The sequence below is a fragment of the Pantoea sp. X-Soil-MYKO-1289 genome (genome assembly GCF_059730625.1).
The window spans coordinates 904,285-924,579 of sequence record NZ_AP036004.1; the positions used below are offsets into that span (position 1 = coordinate 904,285).

A 20,295-nucleotide genomic window follows, 5' to 3' on the forward strand; every position below is an offset into this window, starting at 1 on the left:
GAACGCGGGTAGCATGGCCCGATCGCAAAGACGCAAAAAGCGGCATCCCTGCCAGCTCGGCCCGCGCAAATACGCACCTCATCCCTGAGGTGCGCCCGTAAACGGGCCAACGCGTTGCGTTGTTCAAAAACGCCCCCGGCGTTTTTGTCCTTGTCGCGGGACGCTTTGCTCTTCGGTCCATGCTACCCGCTATCTGACTTTAGTGCGCGTTGTGGGTTAAAGCATACGTGCCTGTATGTTACGCCGCCTCGCTCTCCCGCGCCGCCTTCACCGCCGGCTGCTTCACCGGCACCGCCAGCGCATCCGCTTCAAACTCATCGACGTTAATGGCGCGCAGGCGGCTCGCTTCGGCGCGCGTCAGCACCTCGGCTTCGGCGGCGTCAATCCAGCCCGCTTTTAATGCCCGCTGCGCCAGCGCGTCCAGCCGGGTAAACGAGAAGTGCTCTTTCTGCTGTTTGCACAGACGATCGTGGATCACTTCTGCCGCCATCACCTCCTGCAACGCCTGCTCAAGCTGACCGGCCGGGTTATGCTCGCTCGGCGTCAGATACTGACCGCGTCCGAGCCTTGCCCGCGTGGCGGACGGCACCTGCAGCAGCTTCGCCAGCTTATGATCGAGACGGTCACTCGGCGCCGGGCAGTGCGTGCCGCCGGCGAAAATCATCATGCGCAGCGCGCCCGCCGCCAGCCGATTAGGGAAGTTGCGCAGCAGATCCTCAATTGCCAGCTCGGCCTGATGCAGCGCATCCTGCACGCCCCAGTGCAGCAGCGGCAGATCGGCCTCGTGACGCCCCTCGTCGTCATAGCGTTTCAGCGTGGCAGAGGCGAGGTAGAGCTGGCTCAGCACATCGCCCAGGCGCGCCGAAATGCGCTCGCGTCGCTTCAGGCTGCCGCCGAGCACCGCCATCGACACGTCCGCCAGCAGCGCCAGGTTGGCGCTGAGCCGGTTCAGATGCTGGTAGTAGCGGCGCGTGGCGTCGCGCGTCGGCGTGGCGCTGCCGCGTCCCGCCGTCAGGCCGAGCCACAGGCTGCGCACCGCGTTGCTGCCAACATAGCCGACATGGCTGAACAGCGCGGCGTCAAAGGCGTTAAGATCCTGACTGGCCGCCGCCGCCATCTCTTTCAGCACGAACGGATGGCAGCGGATAGCGCCCTGACCGAAAATAATCATGCTGCGCGTCAGGATATTGGCGCCTTCTACCGTAATGGCGATAGGCGCGCCCTGATAGGCGCGGGCGAGGAAGTTATTATTGCCGAGCATAATGCCTTTGCCGCCCGCAATATCCATGGCGTCCATAATGGCGCGCTGGCCGCGGTGGGTGCAGTGATACTTCACAATCGCCGACAGCACCGCCGGTTTTTCGCCCTGCATAATGCCGGTGGTGATCAGCGTCGCCGCGGCGTCCATCACGTAGGCGTTGCCGGCAATGCGCGCCAGCGGCTCTTCGATGCCTTCCATCTTGCCGATAGAGACCCTGAACTGACGACGGATATGCGCATAGGCGCCGGTGGCGAGCGCCACGCTTTTCAGGCTGCCGGTGGAGTTCGAAGGCAGGGTGATGCCGCGTCCCACCGACAGGCACTCAACCAGCATCCGCCAGCCCTGGCCGGCCATCTGCGGCCCGCCGATAATAAAATCGATCGGCACGAAAATATCGTTGCCGCGCGTCGGACCGTTCTGGAACGGCACGTTGAGCGGGAAGTGGCGCTTGCCGATCTCAACGCCCGGCGTGCTGGTGGGGATAAGCGCGCAGGTAATGCCCAGCGATTCGGTATCGCCCAGCAGACGATCGGGATCGGAGAGCTTAAAGGCCAGCCCCAGCACGGTCGCCACCGGCGCCAGCGTAATGTAGCGTTTATTCCAGGTCAGGCGCATGCCGAGCACCTGCTTGCCCTGCCACTCACCCATACAGACCACGCCGGTATCGGGGATCGCCCCGGCGTCGGAGCCCGCTTCCGGGCTGGTCAGCGCGAAGCAGGGGATCTCGTCGCCGCGCGCCAGACGCGGCAGATAGTGATCTTTCTGCTCGTCGGTGCCGTAATGCTGTAACAGTTCGCCTGGGCCCAGCGAGTTAGGCACGCCGACGGTAATCGCCAGAATGCCGGAGACGCCCGCCAGCTTTTGCAGCATGCGCGCCTGCGCATAGGCGGAGAACTCGAGGCCGCCATACTCTTTCTTGATGATCATGGCGAAGAAACGCTGCTCTTTCAGATAAGCCCAGAGTTCCGGCGGCAAGTCCGCCATCTCATGGGTGATGGCGAAGTCGTTTGCCATGCGGCACGCCTCTTCCACCGGACCGTCGAGAAACGCCTGCTCGGCCGGGGTCAGGCGCGGCTGCGGATAGTTGTGCAGCTTCTGCCAGTCCGGCTTGCCCTGAAACAGGTCGCCTTCCCACCAGGTGGTTCCGGCGTCGATCGCCTCTTTTTCCGTGCGCGACATCGGCGGCATCACCTTTTGAAAGCGCTGCAGCATCGGCTTTGAAAACAGCGAACGGCGCATCGAGGGGAGATTAAGCGGCAGCAGAAGGATCGCCAGCGGCAGCAGCAGCCAGGGCGTCCAGATATGCGCCGCCGCCCAGGCGGCGGTCCACAACAGTAAAATCGCGCTGCTCGCCGCCAGAGAGACGCGGTGATAAAACAGGGCGCTGATTAACACCAGCGTCGCGAGGATCGACACAACCATCATAATCACGGCTCCGTAAGTAGTAAGAGGTCTGACCTGTTATGTGTAGAGGTGTATGCCACCTGCGTTCAATTAGCAATTTGTTTACATCGCAATTACAACCTTACTCACAAAATCGTTAAATCCGCCGCGGAGAGGAGGCAGGCTTTCGCGCGGCGCGCGCTTTGCGCCAACCCGCCATTCCGTTAAACTTGAAAAGTCACTCTTTTACTAACAAGGACATCCCTATGTACCAGGACATCATTCGCTCTGAGCTGAATGAAGCAGCGGATACGCTTAATACCTTCCTCAGCGACGAGGCGAATATTCACGCCATTCAGCGCGCGGCGGTGCTGCTGGCCGACAGCTTTAAAGCGGGCGGGAAAGTGCTCTCCTGCGGCAACGGCGGCTCGCACTGCGACGCAATGCATTTCGCCGAAGAGCTGACCGGGCGCTATCGCGAGAACCGTCCCGGCTACCCGGCGATCGCTATCTCCGACGTCAGCCATCTCTCCTGCGTCAGCAACGATTTCGGCTACGACTACGTTTTCTCACGCTATATCGAAGCGGTGGGCCGTCCGGGCGACGTGCTGCTGGGGCTGTCGACCTCTGGCAACTCCGCCAATATCATTAAGGCGATCGAGGCGGCGCGCGCGCAGGGCATGAAGGTCATCACCCTGACCGGCAAAGATGGCGGCAAAATGGCGGGCTCGGCCGATATCGAAATTCGCGTGCCGCACTTCGGCTACGCCGACCGCATTCAGGAGATCCACATCAAAGTGATCCATATCCTGATGCTGCTGATTGAAAAAGAGATGGTGAAGTAACGGTGCTGGCCGCCATTTTGCTGACTGGCGGCTTTTCTGACTAAGGCGGTAGCTATGTGCGAATTGCTCGGGATGAGCGCTAACGTTCCAACCGATATCTGTTTCAGTTTTACCGGCCTGGTGCAGCGCGGCGGTGGAACCGGGCCGCATAAAGATGGCTGGGGCATCACCTTTTATGAAGATCGGGGTTGCCGCACCTTTAAAGATCCGCTGCCAAGCTATAACTCGCCCATCGCGCGGCTGGTGCAGGAGTATCCCATCAAGTCCCATTCGGTGGTGGCGCATATTCGCCAGGCGAACCGCGGGCCGGTCTCGCTGGAAAATACCCATCCCTTTACCCGCGAGCTGTGGGGACGCAACTGGACCTACGCGCATAACGGCCAGCTAAAAGGCTATCGCCAGCTGGAAACCGGCCACTTCCGTCCGGTGGGCGAAACCGACAGCGAGAAGGCCTTCTGCTGGCTGTTGCACAAGCTGGCCACGCGCTATCCGCGCACGCCCGCCAACTGGCCGGCGGTGTTTCGCTATGTGGCGGAACTGGCGGGAGAGCTGCGGCAGAAAGGGGTGTTCAATATGCTGCTGTCGGACGGGCGCTATCTGATGGCGTTCTGCTCGACCAATCTCTACTGGATTACGCGCCGCGCGCCCTTCGGCAAAGCGCAGTTGCTCGACCAGGATGTGGAGATCGATTTCCAGCAGCACACCACCGCCAACGACGTGGTGACGGTGATTGCGACGCAGCCGCTGACGGCAAATGAAACCTGGCACCGCATCGTGCCAGGCGAGTGGGCGTTATTCTGCCTTGGAGAGCGCCAGGAATGATTTAGAGGCGGCTTCGGGATTGACGATCGCCGGGCTGCCGCTATTCATCACGTAGCTGCCGCTGGCGACGTTGACCGTCGGCGGCTGATGGTATTTCGCAAAGTAAGCGTAGCCGGGCTGCAGCTCACGCCAGAAGCTGGCGTAGGTGGAGTAGCGATGGCGCTGCATGTTGCTGTCGGTCATGCGGAACGGGAAGATGCTGATGTTCACCTCTGACTGGCCGTTACGCAGCGCCGCGTTCACATAGGTAAAAATCTCGTCCATGTAGGCGTCGGTCATGGCGTAGCAGCCGATCGACTTACAGTCGCCGTGGATCATCAGATAGTTGCCGGTGTAGGCATGCTCGCGATCGTACTGGTTGGGAAAGCCGACGTTGATGGCGCGATAAAAACGGCTGTCGGGCTTAAGCTGGTTGAGCCTGACGCTGTAAAAGCCTTCCGGACTTTTAAAATCCCCTTCGCGGCGCTTCGGGCCGAGGCCGCCGGAAAAGTTACAGATGCGGTAGGTATCGAGCAGGCGAAATTCGTTGCCGATTTTGCCATAAAGCTCCAGCGTGCGTTCTTCCTTGAAAATCTGCAGATAGACCGGGGTACCGAGTAGCTGTTTCTTTAATTCTTTACTCACCGGCGTCGACACTGGCTGCGTCGGCTCGGGAGTCATTGCCATGCTGAGGGCTGGCATCAAAATCATCGCAAACAGAAGTGCGATTTTGCCCATGCTGTGTATACCTTGAGTGAAGAGAACGATGACGCGAGACGCGTCTCAGACTTGCATTATCGGAAAACTCCGCTACCGCAGCGCAACATTAGCATTGTCTGTTTTTTTATCAAGACGCCGCCGGGTAAATTCGCGTTTTCCTCGAGATATCACGGCCAGAAATTTGTAAACTTTAGTGGCGACGGATGTTAAATCCGCTTTTCAGGCGCGCCTGACGCGTCGAGGCTTTTGCATCTGTACATCTATACAGTATCATTAGGCGTGACGGAAAGCGGATGGCGGGCAAGCGTGAAAATCATACATGTCGATATGGACTGCTTCTATGCAGCGGTGGAGATGCGCGACAATCCGGCGTTGCGCGATATCCCTATCGCCATTGGCGGCAGCCGTGAACGACGCGGCGTGATCAGCACCGCCAACTATCCGGCGCGCAAATTCGGCGTACGCAGCGCGATGCCCACCGCCATGGCGCTGAAGCTCTGTCCGCATCTGAAGCTGCTGCCGGGGCGCTTCGACGCCTATAAAGAGGCGTCGCAGCAGATCCGCGACATTTTCCTGCGCTATACGCCCCTGATCGAGCCGCTGTCGCTGGACGAGGCCTATCTCGACGTCACCGACAGCCCGCACTGCCACGGCTCCGCCACGCTGATCGCGCGCGAGATCCGCGACACCATTCAGCGCGAGACGGGGCTGACCGCTTCGGCCGGCATCGCGCCGATTAAGTTCCTCGCCAAAATCGCCTCCGATCTCAACAAGCCCGACGGGCAGTACGTTATTACGCCGCAGGAGATGCCGGATTTTCTGCTGTCGCTGCCGCTGGCGAAGATCCCCGGCGTCGGCAAGGTGGCGACGAAAAAGCTCGAGGAGATGGGACTGCATACCTGCGCCGACGTGCAGAAAGCGGACGTGGCGCAGCTGCTCAAGCGCTTCGGCAAGTTTGGCCGCGTGCTGTGGGAGCGCAGCCACGGCATCGACGAGCGCGGCGTGGTAGTGGAGCGCGAGCGCAAATCCGTCGGCGTCGAGCGCACGCTGGCGGAAGATATTCACAGCTGGGAAGCCTGCCTGGAGATTATCGATTTTCTCTATGCGGAGCTGGAGCGCCGCCTGACGCAGGTTCGGCCCGACAGGCAAATCGCGCGGCAGGGGGTGAAGCTCAAGTTCAACGATTTCCAGCTGACGACGCAGGAGCATATCTGGCCGGAGCTGAACAAAGAGGATTTGATCGCGGTGGCGCGTAAAGCCTGGGATGAGCGCCGCGCCGGACGCGGCGTGCGGCTGGTGGGATTGCACGTTACGCTGCTGGACCCACAGCTTGAGCGGCAGCTGCTGCTGGGGTTGTAACGAACAGGAAAAAAACAGTGATAGTGCGGCATGATTCTTCAGTGCCAGCGCAGGTAGCCTCGCCCGATCGCAAAGTCGCTGTTCGTCATCCCTGACCGCTCGGCCCGCGCCAATACGCACCTCATCCCTGAGGCGCGCCCGTTTCGGGCCAACGCGCTGCGTTGTTCAAAAACGCTCCCGGCGTTTTTGTCCCTGGCGCGGGACGCTTTGCTCTTCGGGCGTGGCTACCCGCTTGCTAAGCTATTTTGCGGTCTGTGAAAATTAAGGCGCCGGATAGGTGTAGCGGCGGTGAATCGCCTCGATCCCTTCCAGCACGTCGGCGTCCAGCGTCAGGTTGAAGCTGTCGATATTGATCTTCAGCTGCTCCATCGTCGTTGCGCCCAGCAGGGTGCTGGCGACGAACGGCTGCTGACGCACATAGGCCAGCGCCATCTGCGACGGATCCAGGCGATGCTTCTGCGCCAGCGCCACATATTCCGCAATCGCCAGCTGCGACTGCTCGCCGCTGTAGCGCGTAAAGCGGCTGAACAGCGTGTTGCGCGCGCCAGCCGGTTTCGCGCCGTTCAGATATTTGCCGCTCAGCGTGCCGAAAGCGAGGCTGGAGTAAGCCAGCAGCTCAACTCCTTCATGCTGGCTGATTTCCGCCAGGCCCACTTCAAAGCTGCGGTTCAGCAGGCTATAGGGGTTCTGAATGGTCACGATGCGCGGCAGCTCGTGCTTCTCCGCCAGCTGCAGATAGCGCATCACGCCCCAGGCCGTTTCGTTCGACACGCCGATATAGCGAATTTTGCCGGCGCGCACCTGCTCGGTCAGCGCTTCCAGCGTCTCCAGCAGCGTGACGGGAATGGTGGTCTCGCTGTACTGATAGCCCAGCTTGCCGAAATAGTTGGTCTGGCGCTGCGGCCAGTGCAGCTGATAAAGGTCGAGATAGTCGGTATTCAGGCGCTTCAGGCTGGCGTCCAGCGCGTCGCGGATATTCTTGCGGTCCAGCGCCTGGTTCGGGCGAATCGAGGCGTCTGCGCCGCGCGACGGGCCCGCGACCTTGCTGGCGAGGATCACTTTATCGCGGCTGCCGCGCGCCTTCAGCCAGCTGCCGATATACTTTTCGGTCAAGCCCTGGGTTTCCGGGCGCGGCGGCACCGGATACATTTCAGCGGTATCGATAAAGTTAATGCCGCTGGCGAGGGCGAAATCGAGCTGCTGGTGGGCGTCGGCTTCGCTATTCTGTTCACCAAACGTCATGGTTCCCAACCCCAGCTGACTCACTTCCAGCGTGCTATGGGGGATGCGGTGATAATGCATAGCCGTCTTCCTTATTTTTATGGAATGTAATGGTCTGTCCTGTGGGACTATAGCGCGTGAATCAGCGGGGAAGGAAGTGGGGAAAATCGGGGAAATCACCTGTCCGGGCAAATTGCGGGACAGGTGAGCTGAAATGGCACTTAACGCTCAATAATGGTCGACACTTCGTCGCCATTGATCTGCACTTCATGGCCCGACTGATCGGTATATTTCACCAGACCGGTCTCTTTATCGATGGTCGGCTTGCCTTCCGTCATAATCATCTGGCCATTTTTGGTTGCCATTACATAATCTGAACTGCATCCGCTCAGTGTAACGGCGGCAAAAATCAACACTGCTACGCCTGCCAACTCTTTCATCACGCTTATTCCTCTCACTCCCGTCAGCCAGTGGGCCGCGTCGCCCCGTCAGAGGCCACGCAGCATCAACTGCAAAAAGTGTAGTAATAAATGGTTTTAGCGCTTTGCGTTATCGCATGAATCTGAAAATAAAAGGGCGGCCGGCGGCCGCCCTTGACATCTTACGCCGCGCTTTTCTTAGCGCGCATCAGGTTCAGACACTCGACGGCCATGGAGAAGAACATGGCGAAATAAATGTAACCTTTTGGTACATGCACCGCGAAACTCTCCAGAATCAGGGTAAAACCCACCAGAATCAGAAAAGAGAGGGCAAGCATTTTGATAGAGGGATGGCGATCGACAAACTCGCCGATGGCGCGCGCGGCGAACATCATCATCAGCACGGCGATCACCACCGCGGCCATCATAATAAAGAGGTGATCGGAAAGGCCGACGGCGGTAATCACCGAGTCCAGGCTAAAGATGATATCCAGCAGCATGATCTGCACGATAGCGCCGAAGAAAGAGTGCACGTTGGTTTTGTGCTCCTCTTCGCCGCCTTCGATGGTTTCATGGATCTCCATGCTCGATTTCCACAGCAGAAACAGACCGCCGCCGAGCAGGATCAGATCGCGCCAGGAGAAGGCGTGATCGAGCAGGGTAAACAGCGGATGGGTCAGACGCGCCACCCAGGCGATAGAGGCCAGCAGGGCAAGACGCATCATCATAGCGCCCATCAGGCCGAGACGACGCGCGCTGGCCTGCTGATGTTTAGGCAGCTTCGCCACTACCAGCGACAGGAAAATAATATTATCAATACCCAGAACCACTTCGAGGATGGTCAGCGTGCCCAGCGCCAGCCAGGCGTTGGGATCGGTTATCCACTCAAACATGCGCACACTCAATCTTAAACGAAAAGTAAACGGCGATTATACGCATCCGCTTTGATGAACTTACAGTAAAAAATGACGCGCCAGCAGCGGGGCGGTGAAGCTCTTTTTCAGGTAAAAACCGCGCGGCAGCGTCATGATCGGCTCGCCGTGTTCGCCGATACCTTCGGTCAACGCCCGGCTGTTGGCGGCTTTCGGCCGGATCTGCAGCCAGGCGCCGTGGCGCGCGGTAATGCGTTCAACCTGGCCCAGCACGATCATATCCATCAGCTCCTCCCAGTCCTGGCGCAGCATGCGATCTTCCTCTTCGCTCGGGCTCCACAGCAGCGGCGCGCCGACGCGACGCTGGGCGAGAGGAATAGCGCGATCCCCCTCCACCGGGATCCACAGCACGCGCGCCAGCTTGTGGCGCACATGGCTCGTCTCCCAGGTCACGCCGCTGTTGCCGGTCAGCGGCGCCACGCAGACAAAAGTGGTTTCCAGCGGTTTGCCCTGCGCGTCGATGGGGATAGTTTTGAGTTCAATGCCGAGATGAGCGAAATCCTGCTCCGCCTTGCTGCCTGCGCTGGCGCCCAGATAGCGCTCCAGCAGCATGCCGACCCAGCCTTTATCGCGCTTCAGATCGGCCGGCATCGGCAGGCTGGCCTGCGCGGCCAGGGTCGCCAGCGACTGGCCCGCCAGCGCATGGGCGCGCGCCAGGAGAACGGCTTCATTTTCGGGCGGGGCAGGCAGCTGGAACATAACGAGCACTCTGTTGGTTAAAAAATAGACAGCTTTTCTTCCGCAAACTTTTCCCACAGCGGCGTCAGGAGAAAGGGTGCTGATAATAGCATGATTCCTCATGCTTTTTTAATTGTACGCCTTGCCGGCTTGCCACAGCCGTACAAGGTTATCCCGGACTGACGGCAATAATGAACAGGATCTTCGCCTGAGTTATCCACAGATCGGTGGGATAACCCGGCGGCACTCCCGCTACTGGTTCCATTTACAGCCTTGACTTTAGCGGAAAAGGCGCTTTTTTATCCAGTGATGAGCAAGTTTACTGCATTGTCTGTGGATAAAAACGACGTCGCTTGATCTTTAACCAGCTAAAACGCCTTCGCGCTTTCCACCGCAAAACTGGCCGCTTTTATTCTGAATAAGAGTTGTTTAATTACCTGTTTCTAAAATATAAAATTCATTTGCCACTATGCGAGGCTGATAAGGGACGCAAAAGTTTATTCAGCTAATTCCCGTGTTCTGCACAAAGCTATCCACAGAAAACGTGAATAAGATCGCCTCTTTACCGCCTTAATTGTTTATAACTCGGGCCAATACTGTGAGTTATCCAGGTGCGGCGCGGCGTTCTTCCCGACAATCCAGTGGTTTACCGCCTGTAAGGAGTGTGAAACAATCAGGCTATTCAAATTTAGCTTTGAGGTAGTCCAGTGATCGATGATGATGGCTACCGCCCGAATGTTGGTATCGTAATCTGTAACAGGCAAGGACAAGTGTTGTGGGCCAGGCGCTTTGGACAGCACTCCTGGCAGTTTCCTCAGGGAGGCATCAATCCGGGTGAAACCGCCGAACAGGCGATGTATCGCGAACTGTTCGAAGAAGTGGGTTTACACCGTAAAGATGTTCGAATACTTGCATCTACCCGAAACTGGTTGCGCTACAAATTGCCAAAACGTTTGGTGCGTTGGGACACAAAGCCGGTATGTATCGGCCAGAAACAAAAGTGGTTTCTTCTGCAGTTGATGAGCAGTGACGCGGATATCAATGTGCAACACAGCAGCACGCCGGAGTTCGACGGCTGGCGCTGGGTGAGCTTCTGGTATCCGGTGCGTCAGGTTGTCTCCTTTAAACGCGACGTCTATCGTCGCGTGATGAAGGAATTCGCTGGCGTGGTAATGTCGATGCAGGAGAGTGCGGGGCAGCAGCGCAGCGCGCCAGCCCATCGACGGAAAAGAGGATAGGCCACGCCCTTATGCTCACTCAGTTGCGCGAAATAGTAGAAAAGGTGGCGGGCGCGCCGCGGCTTAACGACGCGCTCGATATCCTGGTCAATGAGATCTGCCTGGCGATGGACACGGAAGTGTGCTCTGTTTATCTCGCGGATCACGATCACCATTGCTACTACCTGATGGCCACGCGCGGCCTGAAAAAACCGCGCGGGCGCACCGTTACGCTGGCGTTCGACGAAGGGATCGTCGGCCTGGTGGGACGCCTCGCCGAACCCATCAACCTTGCGGATGCGCAAAGTCACCCCAGCTTCAAATATATTCCCGCCGTTAAAGAAGAGCGCTATCGCTCCTTCCTTGGCGTGCCGATCATCAGCCGCCGGCAGCTGCTGGGCGTGCTGGTGGTGCAGCAGCGCGAACACCGCCAGTTCGACGAGAGCGAAGAGTCCTTCCTGGTCACGCTGGCGACGCAGATGGCGACCCTGCTGTCGCAGTCGCAGCTCGGCCAGCTGTTCGGCCAGTTCCGCCAGACGCGGGTGCGCGCTATCGCCGCCGCGCCGGGCGTCGCCGTCGCGCCGGGCTGGGTAGACGAAACGCAGCCGCTGCTGGATCAGGTTTCCGCCGCCTCGACGCTCGACGTGCAGCGCGAACGCGAGCGGCTGGTGCTGGCGATGAGCGAAGCCGCCAGCGAATTCCGCCGCTTCAGCAAACGTTTCGCCGCCGGCGTGCAGAAAGAGAGCGCGGCGATCTTCGATCTTTACTCCCACCTGTTGACCGATGCCCGCCTGAAAAAAGATCTCTTCGACGAGATCGAGCAGGGATCGGTTGCCGAATGGGCGGTCAAAAAGGTCATCGAAAAATTCGCCGCCCAGTTCGCCAGCCTTAGCGACAGCTACCTGCGCGAGCGCGCGGGCGATCTGCGCGTGCTGGGCCAGCGCCTGCTGTTTCATCTCGATGACTCGCTGGTCGGCACCAATGCCTGGCCGGAACGCTTTGTACTGGTGGCCGACGAGCTTACCGCCACCACGCTGGCGGAGCTGCCGCACGAGCGGCTGGCGGGCATCGTGGTGCGCGACGGCGCCGCGAACTCGCACGCCGCGATTCTGACGCGCGCCATGGGCATTCCCACGGTGATGGGCGCGGATATCCTGCCTGCGCAGCTCAATAAACGCCTGCTGATCGTCGACGGCTACCGCGGCGAGCTGTTAATCGATCCCGAGCCGGTGCTGGTGCAGGAGTATCAGCGCCTGATCAGCGAAGAGAACGCGCTGAGCAAAATGGCGGAAGGAGTTGTCGATCAGCCGGGCGAGCTGAAAAGCGGCGAGCGCATTCAGGTGATGCTTAACGCTGGCCTCAGCCCGGAACATGAGCAGACGCTCGACAGCTGGGTAGACGGCATCGGCCTCTACCGCACCGAAATTCCCTTTATGCTGCAGAACGGCTTCCCGTCCGAAGAGGAGCAGGTGGCGCAGTATCAGGGCATGCTGCAGCTGTTTCACAACAAGCCGGTCACGCTGCGCACGCTCGACGTCGGCGCCGATAAACAGCTGCCCTATATGCCGATCAGCGAAGAGAATCCCTGTCTCGGCTGGCGCGGCATTCGCCTGACGCTCGATCAGCCGGAGATTTTTCTGGTGCAGGTGCGCGCGATGCTGCGCGCCAACGCCGCCTCCGGCAACCTCAGCATTCTGCTGCCGATGATCAGCCATATCGACGAGATCGACGACGCAGTGCGGCTGATCCAGCGCGCCGGACGCGAAGTGGAAGAGATGCTGGGCTATATGATCCCCAAACCGCGCATCGGCGTGATGATCGAAGTGCCGTCGATGCTGTTTATGATCCCGCAGCTGCAGTCACGGGTCGATTTCGTCTCGGTCGGCACCAACGATCTGACCCAGTATCTGATGGCGGTGGATCGCAACAACACCCGCGTCGCCAACCTCTACGATCCGCTGCATCCCGCGATGCTGCGCGCGCTGCAGGCGATCGCCTCCGAAGCCCGTCTGGCGAATCTCGAACTCTGTCTTTGTGGTGAAATGGCGGGCGATCCGATGTGCGTCGCGCTGCTGGTGGGGCTTGGCTATCACCATCTCAGCATGAACGGCAAGAACGTGCCGCGCGTAAAATATCTGCTGCGCCATCTGGATAAAGAAGAGACGCAAAAGCTGAGCGAGCAAGGCCTGAGCGCACACACCGCGTCGGAGGTCCGCCATCTGGTCGCCGCCTTTATGGAGCGGCGCGGGCTGGGCGGCCTGATCCGCGGCGGACGCTAGGCGTTATCCTCGTTTACATTTACGCTGCTCTGTAAAAAACCAGGCTGTGCTATCATGCGCAGCCTTTAACATATCCGCCTGGCGCCCCTTTTTCAGGGCTGAAAATTGAATGGTGAATGATGAATAACGGCTATATCGCATTTCCGCAGTTCGATCCGGTGATCTTCTCTGTCGGACCGGTTTCGCTGCACTGGTACGGACTGATGTACCTCGTCGGCTTTATTTTTGCCATGTGGCTGGCGGTGCGCCGCGCCAACAAACCCGGCAGCGGCTGGAAAAAAGAGGAGGTTGAAAACCTGCTCTATGCTGGCTTCCTCGGCGTCTTTCTCGGCGGCCGCATCGGCTACGTGCTCTTCTATAACCTGCCGCTGTTTCTGGACAACCCGCTCTATCTGTTCAAAGTCTGGGATGGCGGCATGTCGTTCCACGGCGGCCTGATCGGCGTTATCGTGGTGATGCTGATCTTCGCGCGCCGCACCAAACGCACCTTTTTCCAGGTCTCTGACTTTATCGCGCCGCTGATCCCGTTCGGCCTCGGCGCAGGCCGTCTCGGCAACTTTATCAACGGCGAGCTGTGGGGCCGCGTGGCGCCTGACTTCAAATTCGCCATGCTCTTCCCTGGCTCACGCAGCGAAGATGTGGCGCTGGCGGCGAATAACCCAGGCTACCAGGATCTGCTGAACACCTACGGCGTGCTGCCGCGTCACCCCTCGCAGCTCTATGAGCTGATGCTGGAAGGCGTGGTGCTGTTTATTATTCTTAACCTGTTTATTCGCAAACCGCGTCCGATGGGCAGCGTCTCCGGCCTGTTCCTCATCGGCTACGGCGCGTTTCGCATTATCGTTGAATTCTTCCGTCAGCCAGATGCGCAGCTCGGCCTGTTCGAGGGCGGCGTCAGTATGGGGCAGATCCTCTCCATTCCGATGATCCTGGCGGGCATTATCATGATGGTCTGGGCGTATCGTCGTCGCCCGCAGCAACACACTCGAGAGGTAAAATGAAACAGTATCTGGACCTGATGCAACACGTGCTGAACCACGGCACGCCGAAATCTGACCGTACCGGCACCGGCACGCTGTCGATTTTCGGCCACCAGATGCGTTTCAACCTGCAGGATGGCTTTCCGCTGGTGACCACGAAAAAAGTGCATCTGCGCTCCATCATTCACGAGCTGCTGTGGTTCCTGAAGGGCGAGACCAATATCCGCTACCTGAAAGAGAACAAGGTCACTATCTGGGACGAGTGGGCGGATGAAAACGGCGACCTCGGCCCGGTTTACGGCAAACAGTGGCGCAGCTGGGGCAGCGCGCGCGGCGAAGAGATCGACCAGATTGCGAAGGTTATCGAACAGCTGAAGCGCGATCCCGATTCGCGTCGTATTATCGTCTCGGCGTGGAACGTCGGCGAGCTGGACGAGATGGCGCTGGCGCCGTGCCACGCCTTCTTCCAGTTCTACGTGGCGGACGGCAAACTCTCCTGCCAGCTCTATCAGCGCTCCTGCGATATCTTCCTCGGCCTGCCGTTCAATATCGCCAGCTACGCGCTGCTGGTGCATATGGTGGCGCAGCAGTGCGATCTGCAGGTCGGCGATTTCGTCTGGACCGGCGGCGACACCCACCTCTACAGCAACCATCTGGAGCAGGCGCGCCTGCAGCTGACGCGCGAGCCGCGCGCGCTGCCGAAGCTGGTGATTAAGCGCAAGCCCGACTCGATCTTCGACTACTGCTTCGAGGATTTCGAGATCGAAGGCTACGATCCCCATCCGGCCATTAAGGCGCCGGTCGCGGTGTAACCTCGCGATTAGCGGTAACAAAGCCCCGGCGTAGCCCTGCTTGCCGGGGCTTTTTTTATCCCGCTTTTGCGCCTTCTGCCGCATTTCTTTGCGGCTCTCTGCAACACGCCCATTTTTGCTGGAAAGCGGCGCGCATGGCCGGTCAACGGCGCTGGCGACGACGCACGCGGCGCGGCAGAGTAGCGCCATGAAAAAGAGAACAGACAAGGGTTTTACGCTGCCGGAACTGCTGTTCGTGCTGGCTATCGTCGGCATCCTCAGCCTCGGCGCGCTGCGGGGCTGGCAGGGCTGGCAGCAGCGACAGCAGCTGCGCGAGACGGCGCAACAGCTGCAGGGCTTTTTACAGCGGCTGCGCGCCCAGGCCAACTGGCAGAATCAGGATCGCGCGCTCTGGCTGATACCGGGCGAGCGCGGCTGTCTGGGCAGCGGCCCTAAACCTGACGGCGGCTGCGCGCGCAGCGGAAGACTGCGGTTCGTCGCGCCTTATCCCGGCGTTAGCCTGACGGCGCTGCGCGGCGAGCCGGGCTTCTACGGCCGCCGCAGCATGGCGAAGGCGGGCAGCCTGGAGTTCAGCAACGCCAGCGGCAGGCTGCGGCTGATTATCTCCGCGCGCGCCCGCATTCGTCTCTGCCAGCCGGAGGAGCAGGGATGCGACTGAAGATGGCGGGATTCAGCCTGCTGGAGATGCTGGTGGCGATGGCCGTTAGCGCGGTGCTGATGCTGAGCGCGGGACGCTTTTTACCGCTGCTGATCGGAGAGAGCCTGCGCCTGCAGCAGCGCGTTCAGCTGCGGGAAGATCTGCAGCAGCTGATGCAGACGCTGGAAAAAGCGGCGCGCCGCGCCGGCTACTGCAACGGCGAGTGCGGCGGGACGGCGCTCAGCCTCTCCGCCGGCTGCCTGCTGCTGCGCTGGGACGACAACAGCAACGGGAAATGGGAAGGCGTGAGCCACAGCGAAAGCGATTACTACGGCTTTCGGCTGCGGCAAAAGCAGCTGGAAACCCAGCGCGGCGTGGACGGATGCGGCGGCACCGGCTGGGAACGCCTGACCGATCCCGCCTTTCTCACTATTGAGCAGTTCAGCGTCGAACGCGCAGGCGCGCTGATTAAGCTGCGGCTGGCCGGTCGCGCCGGCCGCTGGCTGGAAACGCTGGAAAGCTGGGTCGAGGGCGAAAATCTGTGAATCAACAAGGGAATTGCGCGCTGGGCATGGTGCTGACCATCCTGCTGGCAGGCAGCCTGACGCTGCATGCCAGCCGGGAGCGGCTGGAGCAGGGTATGTCGCTGGTGGCCGACGAGCGGCAGCACTATCGCGATTTTTGGGCGGCGCAGTCGGCGCTGCAGTGGGGGCTGACGCTGAGCTGGACGACGCCGCAGGGCTGTCAGCAGGCGCCGGAGCAGGGCTGGCAAAGCTGTTTGCAGAAGGTAAGCGATGAACGAGCGTTACTTACAGGCCGCGCGGCGGCGAGCGAGCTGGCGCTGCGGCGCTGGGTGGCGAGGGAAGGCGAGCGGATCAGGCCGCTGCCGCACGGCTGGATCGACTACTGTCCGCTGGCGGCGGCAACGCTCTGCCTGTAGGCAGCGCGGGTTCAGCCTGCCGGAAGCGCTGTTCGCGCTGCTGCTGCTGGCGACCAGCGTAAGCGCGCTGCTGCACTATCATCGCGCGCTGACCCAGGGCTTTAGCCAGCAGTGGCAGCAGCGCGTGGCGGTGCGCGTCGCCGCGCAGCGTCTGATGGGCCACGAGGTCGCGGGCTGGCGCACCTCGCTGCAGCACAGCGGCGCGCTCTCGACCTGTACGCTGGAGCGCGCCGAGGTCAGCGGGCCTTACGAGGCGCGCGCCATGCTGACTCGTTTACGTTGCTGAGAGGCAAAAGCGCCCCCACGCTATGGGCAACCCCGACGATACGCGGTAGAGTGACCAGTCTGCCGCTTTGCCGCGCCAGACAGTGTCACCACAGGAGTTTTCATGTTTCACGTTTATCACTCAAACCAGCTCGATGTTCTGAAGATTCTCGCGGCAGCGGTGATAGAACATGACCCCCTCAGCGATCCCTTCGCCGCTGAAACCGTGCTGGTGCAGAGTCCCGGCATGGCGCAGTGGCTGCAGATGGAGCTGGCGCACACCTTCGGCATCGCCGCCAATATCGACTTTCCGCTTCCCGCCTCTTTTATCTGGGATATGTTCGTGCGCGTGCTGCCGGATATTCCCGCCGAAAGCGCCTTTACCAAAGCCAGCATGAGCTGGAAGCTGATGCATCGCCTGCCGACGCTGCTGACCGAAGAGGCCTTTGTTTCGCTGCGCCACTATCTGCACGACGACAGCGATAAGCGCAAGCTGTTCCAGCTCTGCTCACGCGTCGCCGATCTCTTCGACCAGTATCTGGTCTATCGCGCCGACTGGCTGAATCGCTGGGAGCAGGGCGAGCTGGTGGAGGGACTGGGCGATGCGCAGCTGTGGCAGTCGGCGCTGTGGCGCGATCTGGTGGCCTACACCGAGGCGCTGGGACAGCCGAAATGGCACCGCGCCAACCTCTACGCGCGTTTTATTCAGACGCTGGAGCGAGCCGAGCATGCGCCGCCTGGCCTGCCGAAGCGCGTCTTTATCTGCGGCATCTCCGCCCTGCCGCCGGTCTATCTGCAGGCGCTGCAGGCGCTGGGCCGCCATATCGATATTCATCTGCTGTTTACCAATCCCTGCCGCGATTACTGGGGCGATATTCAGGACTACGCCTTCCTGGCGAAGCTGCAGAGCCGCCAGCGTCGTCGCCTCGACAGCGAAGAGGCGCGCGATCTTTTCAGCGATCCGCTCGACGCGCCCGCACGCTTCAACGCCGAAGGGGAACAGCAGCTCAGCAACCCGCTGCTGGCCTCCTGGGGCAAGCTGGGCCGCGACAACCTGTTCCTGCTGAGTCAGATGGACGAGGCGGATGACGTTGACGCCTTCGTCGAGGTCGAGGAAGACAACCTGCTGCACGCCATGCAGCACGACCTGCTGCATCTGCAGGATAACGCGGTGCTGGGGCTGAACGCGGAAGAGCTTGCCTGGAGCGGCAGCAAGCGGCCGCTCGATCCCGACGATCGGTCGATCAGCGTGCAGATCTGCCACAGCGCCCAGCGTGAAGTGGAAGTCTTGCAGGATCATTTGCTGGCGATGATGGAGGCGGATCCCGGCCTCAAACCGCGCGATGTTATCGTGATGGTGGCCGATATCGACAGCTACGCTCCCTTTATTCAGGCGGTCTTCGCTAACGCGCCCGCCGATCGTTATCTGCCGTTCTCTATCTCCGATCGCCGCGCCAGCCAGGCGCATCCGGCGATCTTCGCCTTTCTGAGCCTGCTGGCGCTGCCGGACAGCCGCTTTGCGGCGGAAGATGTGCTGGCGCTGCTGGAGGTGCCGGCGCTGGCTAACCGTTTTTCGGTGGATGAGAGCGGCCTGCGCCTGCTGCGCCGCTGGGTGGATGAGTCGGGCGTGCGCTGGGGGCTGGACGATGACAGCGCCGAAGCGCTGGCGCTGCCGGTCACCGGCCAGCACACCTGGCGCTTCGGCCTGGAGCGCATGCTGCTGGGCTATGCAATGGAGAGCCATCACGGCGACTGGCAGGGCATTCTGCCCTACGACGAGTCGAGCGGCCTGGTCGGCGAGCTGGCTGGCCACCTGGCGGAGCTGCTGATGCGGCTGAACCACTGGCGCGCGCGGCTCAGCGAATCCCGTCCGCTGGAGGGCTGGCTGCCGCTCTGTCGGGAGATGATCAACGACTTCTTCCACGGCGACGCCGAAGCGGAAGCCGCGCTGCTGCTGGTTGAGGAGCAGTGGAAACAGCTGATCGAATATGGCCAGGCGGCGCGCTATGAGGCGGCGATTCCGGTGACGCTACTGCGCGACGATCTGCGCGCGCGTCTCGATCAGCAGCGTATCAGCCAGCGTTTTCTCGCCGGCCAGATTAACTTCTGCACGCTGATGCCGATGCGCTCGATTCCCTTCCGTGTGGTCTGCCTGCTCGGCATGAACGACGGCGTTTATCCCCGCACGCTGCCGGCGCCGGGCTTTGACCTGATGCAGCAGCAGACGCGCAAAGGCGATCGCAGCCGACGCGACGACGACCGCTATCTGTTTCTCGAGGCGCTGCTTTCGGCGCAGGATCGGCTCTATATCAGCTATATCGGCCGCGCAATTCAGGATAATACGGAACGCTATCCCTCGGTGCTGGTCACAGAGCTGCTGGATTACATTGGCCAGAGCTTCTGTCTGCCTGGCGACGAGGCGAAGGAGCTGGACGAGAGCGCGCAGCGCGTACAGCACCATATTCAGCATCTTCACAGCCGTATGCCGTTCGCCGCCGAGAATTTTCACCCGCTGTCGCGCTGTCACAGCTTTGCGCGCGAATGGCTGCCCGCCGCGCAGGGAAAAGGCGAGGCGCAGCCCGACTTTGTGCAGCCGCTGCCGCTGCCGGAGATAGAATCGGTCTCCTGCGAGCAGTTCCTGCGCTTCTGGCGGCATCCGGTGCGCGCCTGGTTTCACCAGCGGCTCGGCGTCGCCTTCTGGCTGGAAGAGACGGAGCTGTCGGACAACGAGCCTTTCGCGCTCGACAGCCTGGAGCGCTACCAGATCAACGCCGAGCTGCTGAACGCGCTGGTGGAGGGCGAAGATACGCAGCGTCTTTACGCTCTGCATCGCGCGGCGGGCAACCTGCCTTACGGCGCGTTCGGCGAGCTGTTCTGGCAGGCGCAGCAGGAGGAGATGCAGGAGGTGGCGGCGGCGGTCATCGAGCAGCGCAGCGAAGGCGACAGCTGGGAAGTCACTCTGCCGCTCGGCGGCGTCACCCTGACCGGCTGGCTGACGCAGGTCCAGCGCGACGGCCTGCTGCGCTGGCGTCCCGGCGTGCTGAACATGAACGACGGCCTGCTGCTCTGGCTGGAACACCTTATCTACTGCGCGCTGGGCGGCGACGGGGAAAGCCGCATGATGGGCAGAGAAAACAGCCGCTGGCGCTTTGCGGCGGTGGCGCAGCCGGAGGCGGAGGCGATGCTGACGCGCTATATGCAGGGCTATCAGCAAGGCATGTCGCAACCGCTGCTGCTGCTCAACAAAAGCGGCGGCGCCTGGCTGACGGCGAGTTACGACAAAAAAACGCAGCAGTTGCTGCTGGACGAAGCGACCCAGGTCAAGGCGCGCAATCGCCTGCTGCAGGCCTGGACGGGCGGCTATCAGCAGGAAGGCGAGGGCGGCGATCCCTACCTGCAGCGGCTCTGCCGCGTATTGAACGAGGCGCAGATAGCGCAAATCACCGAGGCTGCGCAACGCTGGTATCTGCCGGTGTTGCAGGCTCACCTGGATGATGAATAGCAAGCGGCGCGACGAGCTCTGACGCGTCGACGCCCGATAACAAGG

Annotated in this window: 18 protein-coding genes; 12 read left to right on the forward strand and 6 right to left on the reverse strand. The window is 60.8% G+C overall.

All coding sequences use genetic code 11. The features are described 5' to 3' along the window. Nucleotides 1-238: 238 nt before the first annotated feature. The gene (gene fadE / locus AC6I7Z_RS04315; RefSeq protein ID WP_497813271.1) at nucleotides 239-2,686 is read right to left on the reverse strand and encodes an acyl-CoA dehydrogenase FadE; all 2,448 of its coding nucleotides are present in this window, start codon (nucleotides 2,684-2,686) and stop codon (nucleotides 239-241) included. 224 nt (nucleotides 2,687-2,910) lie between these two features. On the opposite strand from fadE, the gene lpcA reads away from it, so the two are divergent. Both lpcA and AC6I7Z_RS04325 read left to right on the forward strand, forming a co-directional pair. Next, nucleotides 2,911-3,489, forward strand: coding sequence for a D-sedoheptulose 7-phosphate isomerase (gene lpcA, locus AC6I7Z_RS04320; RefSeq protein WP_033752849.1), 579 nt, complete (start codon nucleotides 2,911-2,913; stop codon nucleotides 3,487-3,489). A gap of 54 nt (nucleotides 3,490-3,543) precedes the next feature. Continuing rightward, nucleotides 3,544-4,311 (forward strand): class II glutamine amidotransferase, encoded by a 768-nt coding sequence (locus tag AC6I7Z_RS04325; protein WP_048785765.1) that lies wholly within the window; start codon nucleotides 3,544-3,546, stop codon nucleotides 4,309-4,311. Here AC6I7Z_RS04325 and dpaA read toward each other — a convergent pair. Further along, entirely contained in the window at nucleotides 4,282-5,028 is a 747-nt protein-coding gene (dpaA, locus tag AC6I7Z_RS04330; RefSeq protein WP_497813272.1) for a peptidoglycan meso-diaminopimelic acid protein amidase, read from the reverse strand. The genes AC6I7Z_RS04325 and dpaA overlap by 30 nt on opposite strands. A gap of 288 nt (nucleotides 5,029-5,316) precedes the next feature. Here dpaA and dinB point away from each other — a divergent pair, with 288 nt between their 5' ends. Further along, nucleotides 5,317-6,369, forward strand: a complete 1,053-nt coding sequence (gene dinB / locus AC6I7Z_RS04335) for a DNA polymerase IV (RefSeq protein WP_497813273.1) — start codon at nucleotides 5,317-5,319, stop codon at nucleotides 6,367-6,369. Between the two features lie 261 nt (nucleotides 6,370-6,630). Here dinB and AC6I7Z_RS04340 read toward each other — a convergent pair whose 3' ends face one another. The 4 genes from AC6I7Z_RS04340 to mutH all read right to left on the reverse strand — a co-directional run bounded on the left by AC6I7Z_RS04340 (nucleotide 6,631) and on the right by mutH (nucleotide 9,640). Continuing rightward, complete coding sequence (locus AC6I7Z_RS04340; RefSeq protein ID WP_497813274.1) at nucleotides 6,631-7,671, reverse strand: NADP(H)-dependent aldo-keto reductase; 1,041 nt, start codon at nucleotides 7,669-7,671, stop codon at nucleotides 6,631-6,633. A 140-nt stretch (nucleotides 7,672-7,811) separates the two neighbouring features. Further along, nucleotides 7,812-8,030, reverse strand: coding sequence for a YgdI/YgdR family lipoprotein (locus AC6I7Z_RS04345; protein WP_033788687.1), 219 nt, complete (start codon nucleotides 8,028-8,030; stop codon nucleotides 7,812-7,814). A gap of 161 nt (nucleotides 8,031-8,191) precedes the next feature. Further along, the gene (locus AC6I7Z_RS04350; protein WP_497813275.1) at nucleotides 8,192-8,902 is read right to left on the reverse strand and encodes a TerC family protein; all 711 of its coding nucleotides are present in this window, start codon (nucleotides 8,900-8,902) and stop codon (nucleotides 8,192-8,194) included. A gap of 60 nt (nucleotides 8,903-8,962) precedes the next feature. Beyond that, nucleotides 8,963-9,640 (reverse strand): DNA mismatch repair endonuclease MutH, encoded by a 678-nt coding sequence (gene mutH / locus AC6I7Z_RS04355; RefSeq protein WP_497813276.1) that lies wholly within the window; start codon nucleotides 9,638-9,640, stop codon nucleotides 8,963-8,965. 686 nt (nucleotides 9,641-10,326) lie between these two features. Between mutH and rppH the strand changes: the two genes are divergently transcribed. The 9 genes from rppH to recC all read left to right on the forward strand — a co-directional run bounded on the left by rppH (nucleotide 10,327) and on the right by recC (nucleotide 20,250). Beyond that, the gene (gene rppH, locus AC6I7Z_RS04360; RefSeq protein WP_033752842.1) at nucleotides 10,327-10,857 is read left to right on the forward strand and encodes an RNA pyrophosphohydrolase; all 531 of its coding nucleotides are present in this window, start codon (nucleotides 10,327-10,329) and stop codon (nucleotides 10,855-10,857) included. 11 nt (nucleotides 10,858-10,868) lie between these two features. Then, nucleotides 10,869-13,115, forward strand: a complete 2,247-nt coding sequence (ptsP, locus tag AC6I7Z_RS04365) for a phosphoenolpyruvate--protein phosphotransferase (RefSeq protein ID WP_497813277.1) — start codon at nucleotides 10,869-10,871, stop codon at nucleotides 13,113-13,115. A 119-nt stretch (nucleotides 13,116-13,234) separates the two neighbouring features. Continuing rightward, a complete protein-coding gene (lgt, locus tag AC6I7Z_RS04370) occupies nucleotides 13,235-14,116 on the forward strand; it encodes a prolipoprotein diacylglyceryl transferase (protein WP_497815396.1) in 882 nt (293 codons plus the stop codon). Continuing rightward, entirely contained in the window at nucleotides 14,113-14,907 is a 795-nt protein-coding gene (thyA, locus tag AC6I7Z_RS04375; protein WP_048785758.1) for a thymidylate synthase, read from the forward strand. The genes lgt and thyA overlap by 4 nt, the downstream gene beginning before the upstream one ends. 187 nt (nucleotides 14,908-15,094) lie before the next feature. Further along, nucleotides 15,095-15,565, forward strand: coding sequence for a prepilin-type N-terminal cleavage/methylation domain-containing protein (locus AC6I7Z_RS04380; RefSeq protein WP_497813278.1), 471 nt, complete (start codon nucleotides 15,095-15,097; stop codon nucleotides 15,563-15,565). Beyond that, complete coding sequence (locus tag AC6I7Z_RS04385; protein ID WP_497813279.1) at nucleotides 15,556-16,089, forward strand: prepilin peptidase-dependent protein; 534 nt, start codon at nucleotides 15,556-15,558, stop codon at nucleotides 16,087-16,089. The genes AC6I7Z_RS04380 and AC6I7Z_RS04385 overlap by 10 nt, the downstream gene beginning before the upstream one ends. Next, a complete protein-coding gene (locus AC6I7Z_RS04390; RefSeq protein WP_497813280.1) occupies nucleotides 16,086-16,484 on the forward strand; it encodes a DUF2509 family protein in 399 nt (132 codons plus the stop codon). The genes AC6I7Z_RS04385 and AC6I7Z_RS04390 overlap by 4 nt, the downstream gene beginning before the upstream one ends. Nucleotides 16,485-16,572: 88 nt before the next feature. Beyond that, the gene (locus AC6I7Z_RS04395) at nucleotides 16,573-16,770 is read left to right on the forward strand and encodes a prepilin-type N-terminal cleavage/methylation domain-containing protein (protein WP_497815397.1); all 198 of its coding nucleotides are present in this window, start codon (nucleotides 16,573-16,575) and stop codon (nucleotides 16,768-16,770) included. Between the two features lie 102 nt (nucleotides 16,771-16,872). Continuing rightward, nucleotides 16,873-20,250 (forward strand): exodeoxyribonuclease V subunit gamma, encoded by a 3,378-nt coding sequence (gene recC, locus AC6I7Z_RS04400; protein WP_497813281.1) that lies wholly within the window; start codon nucleotides 16,873-16,875, stop codon nucleotides 20,248-20,250. Nucleotides 20,251-20,295: the final 45 nt, after the last annotated feature.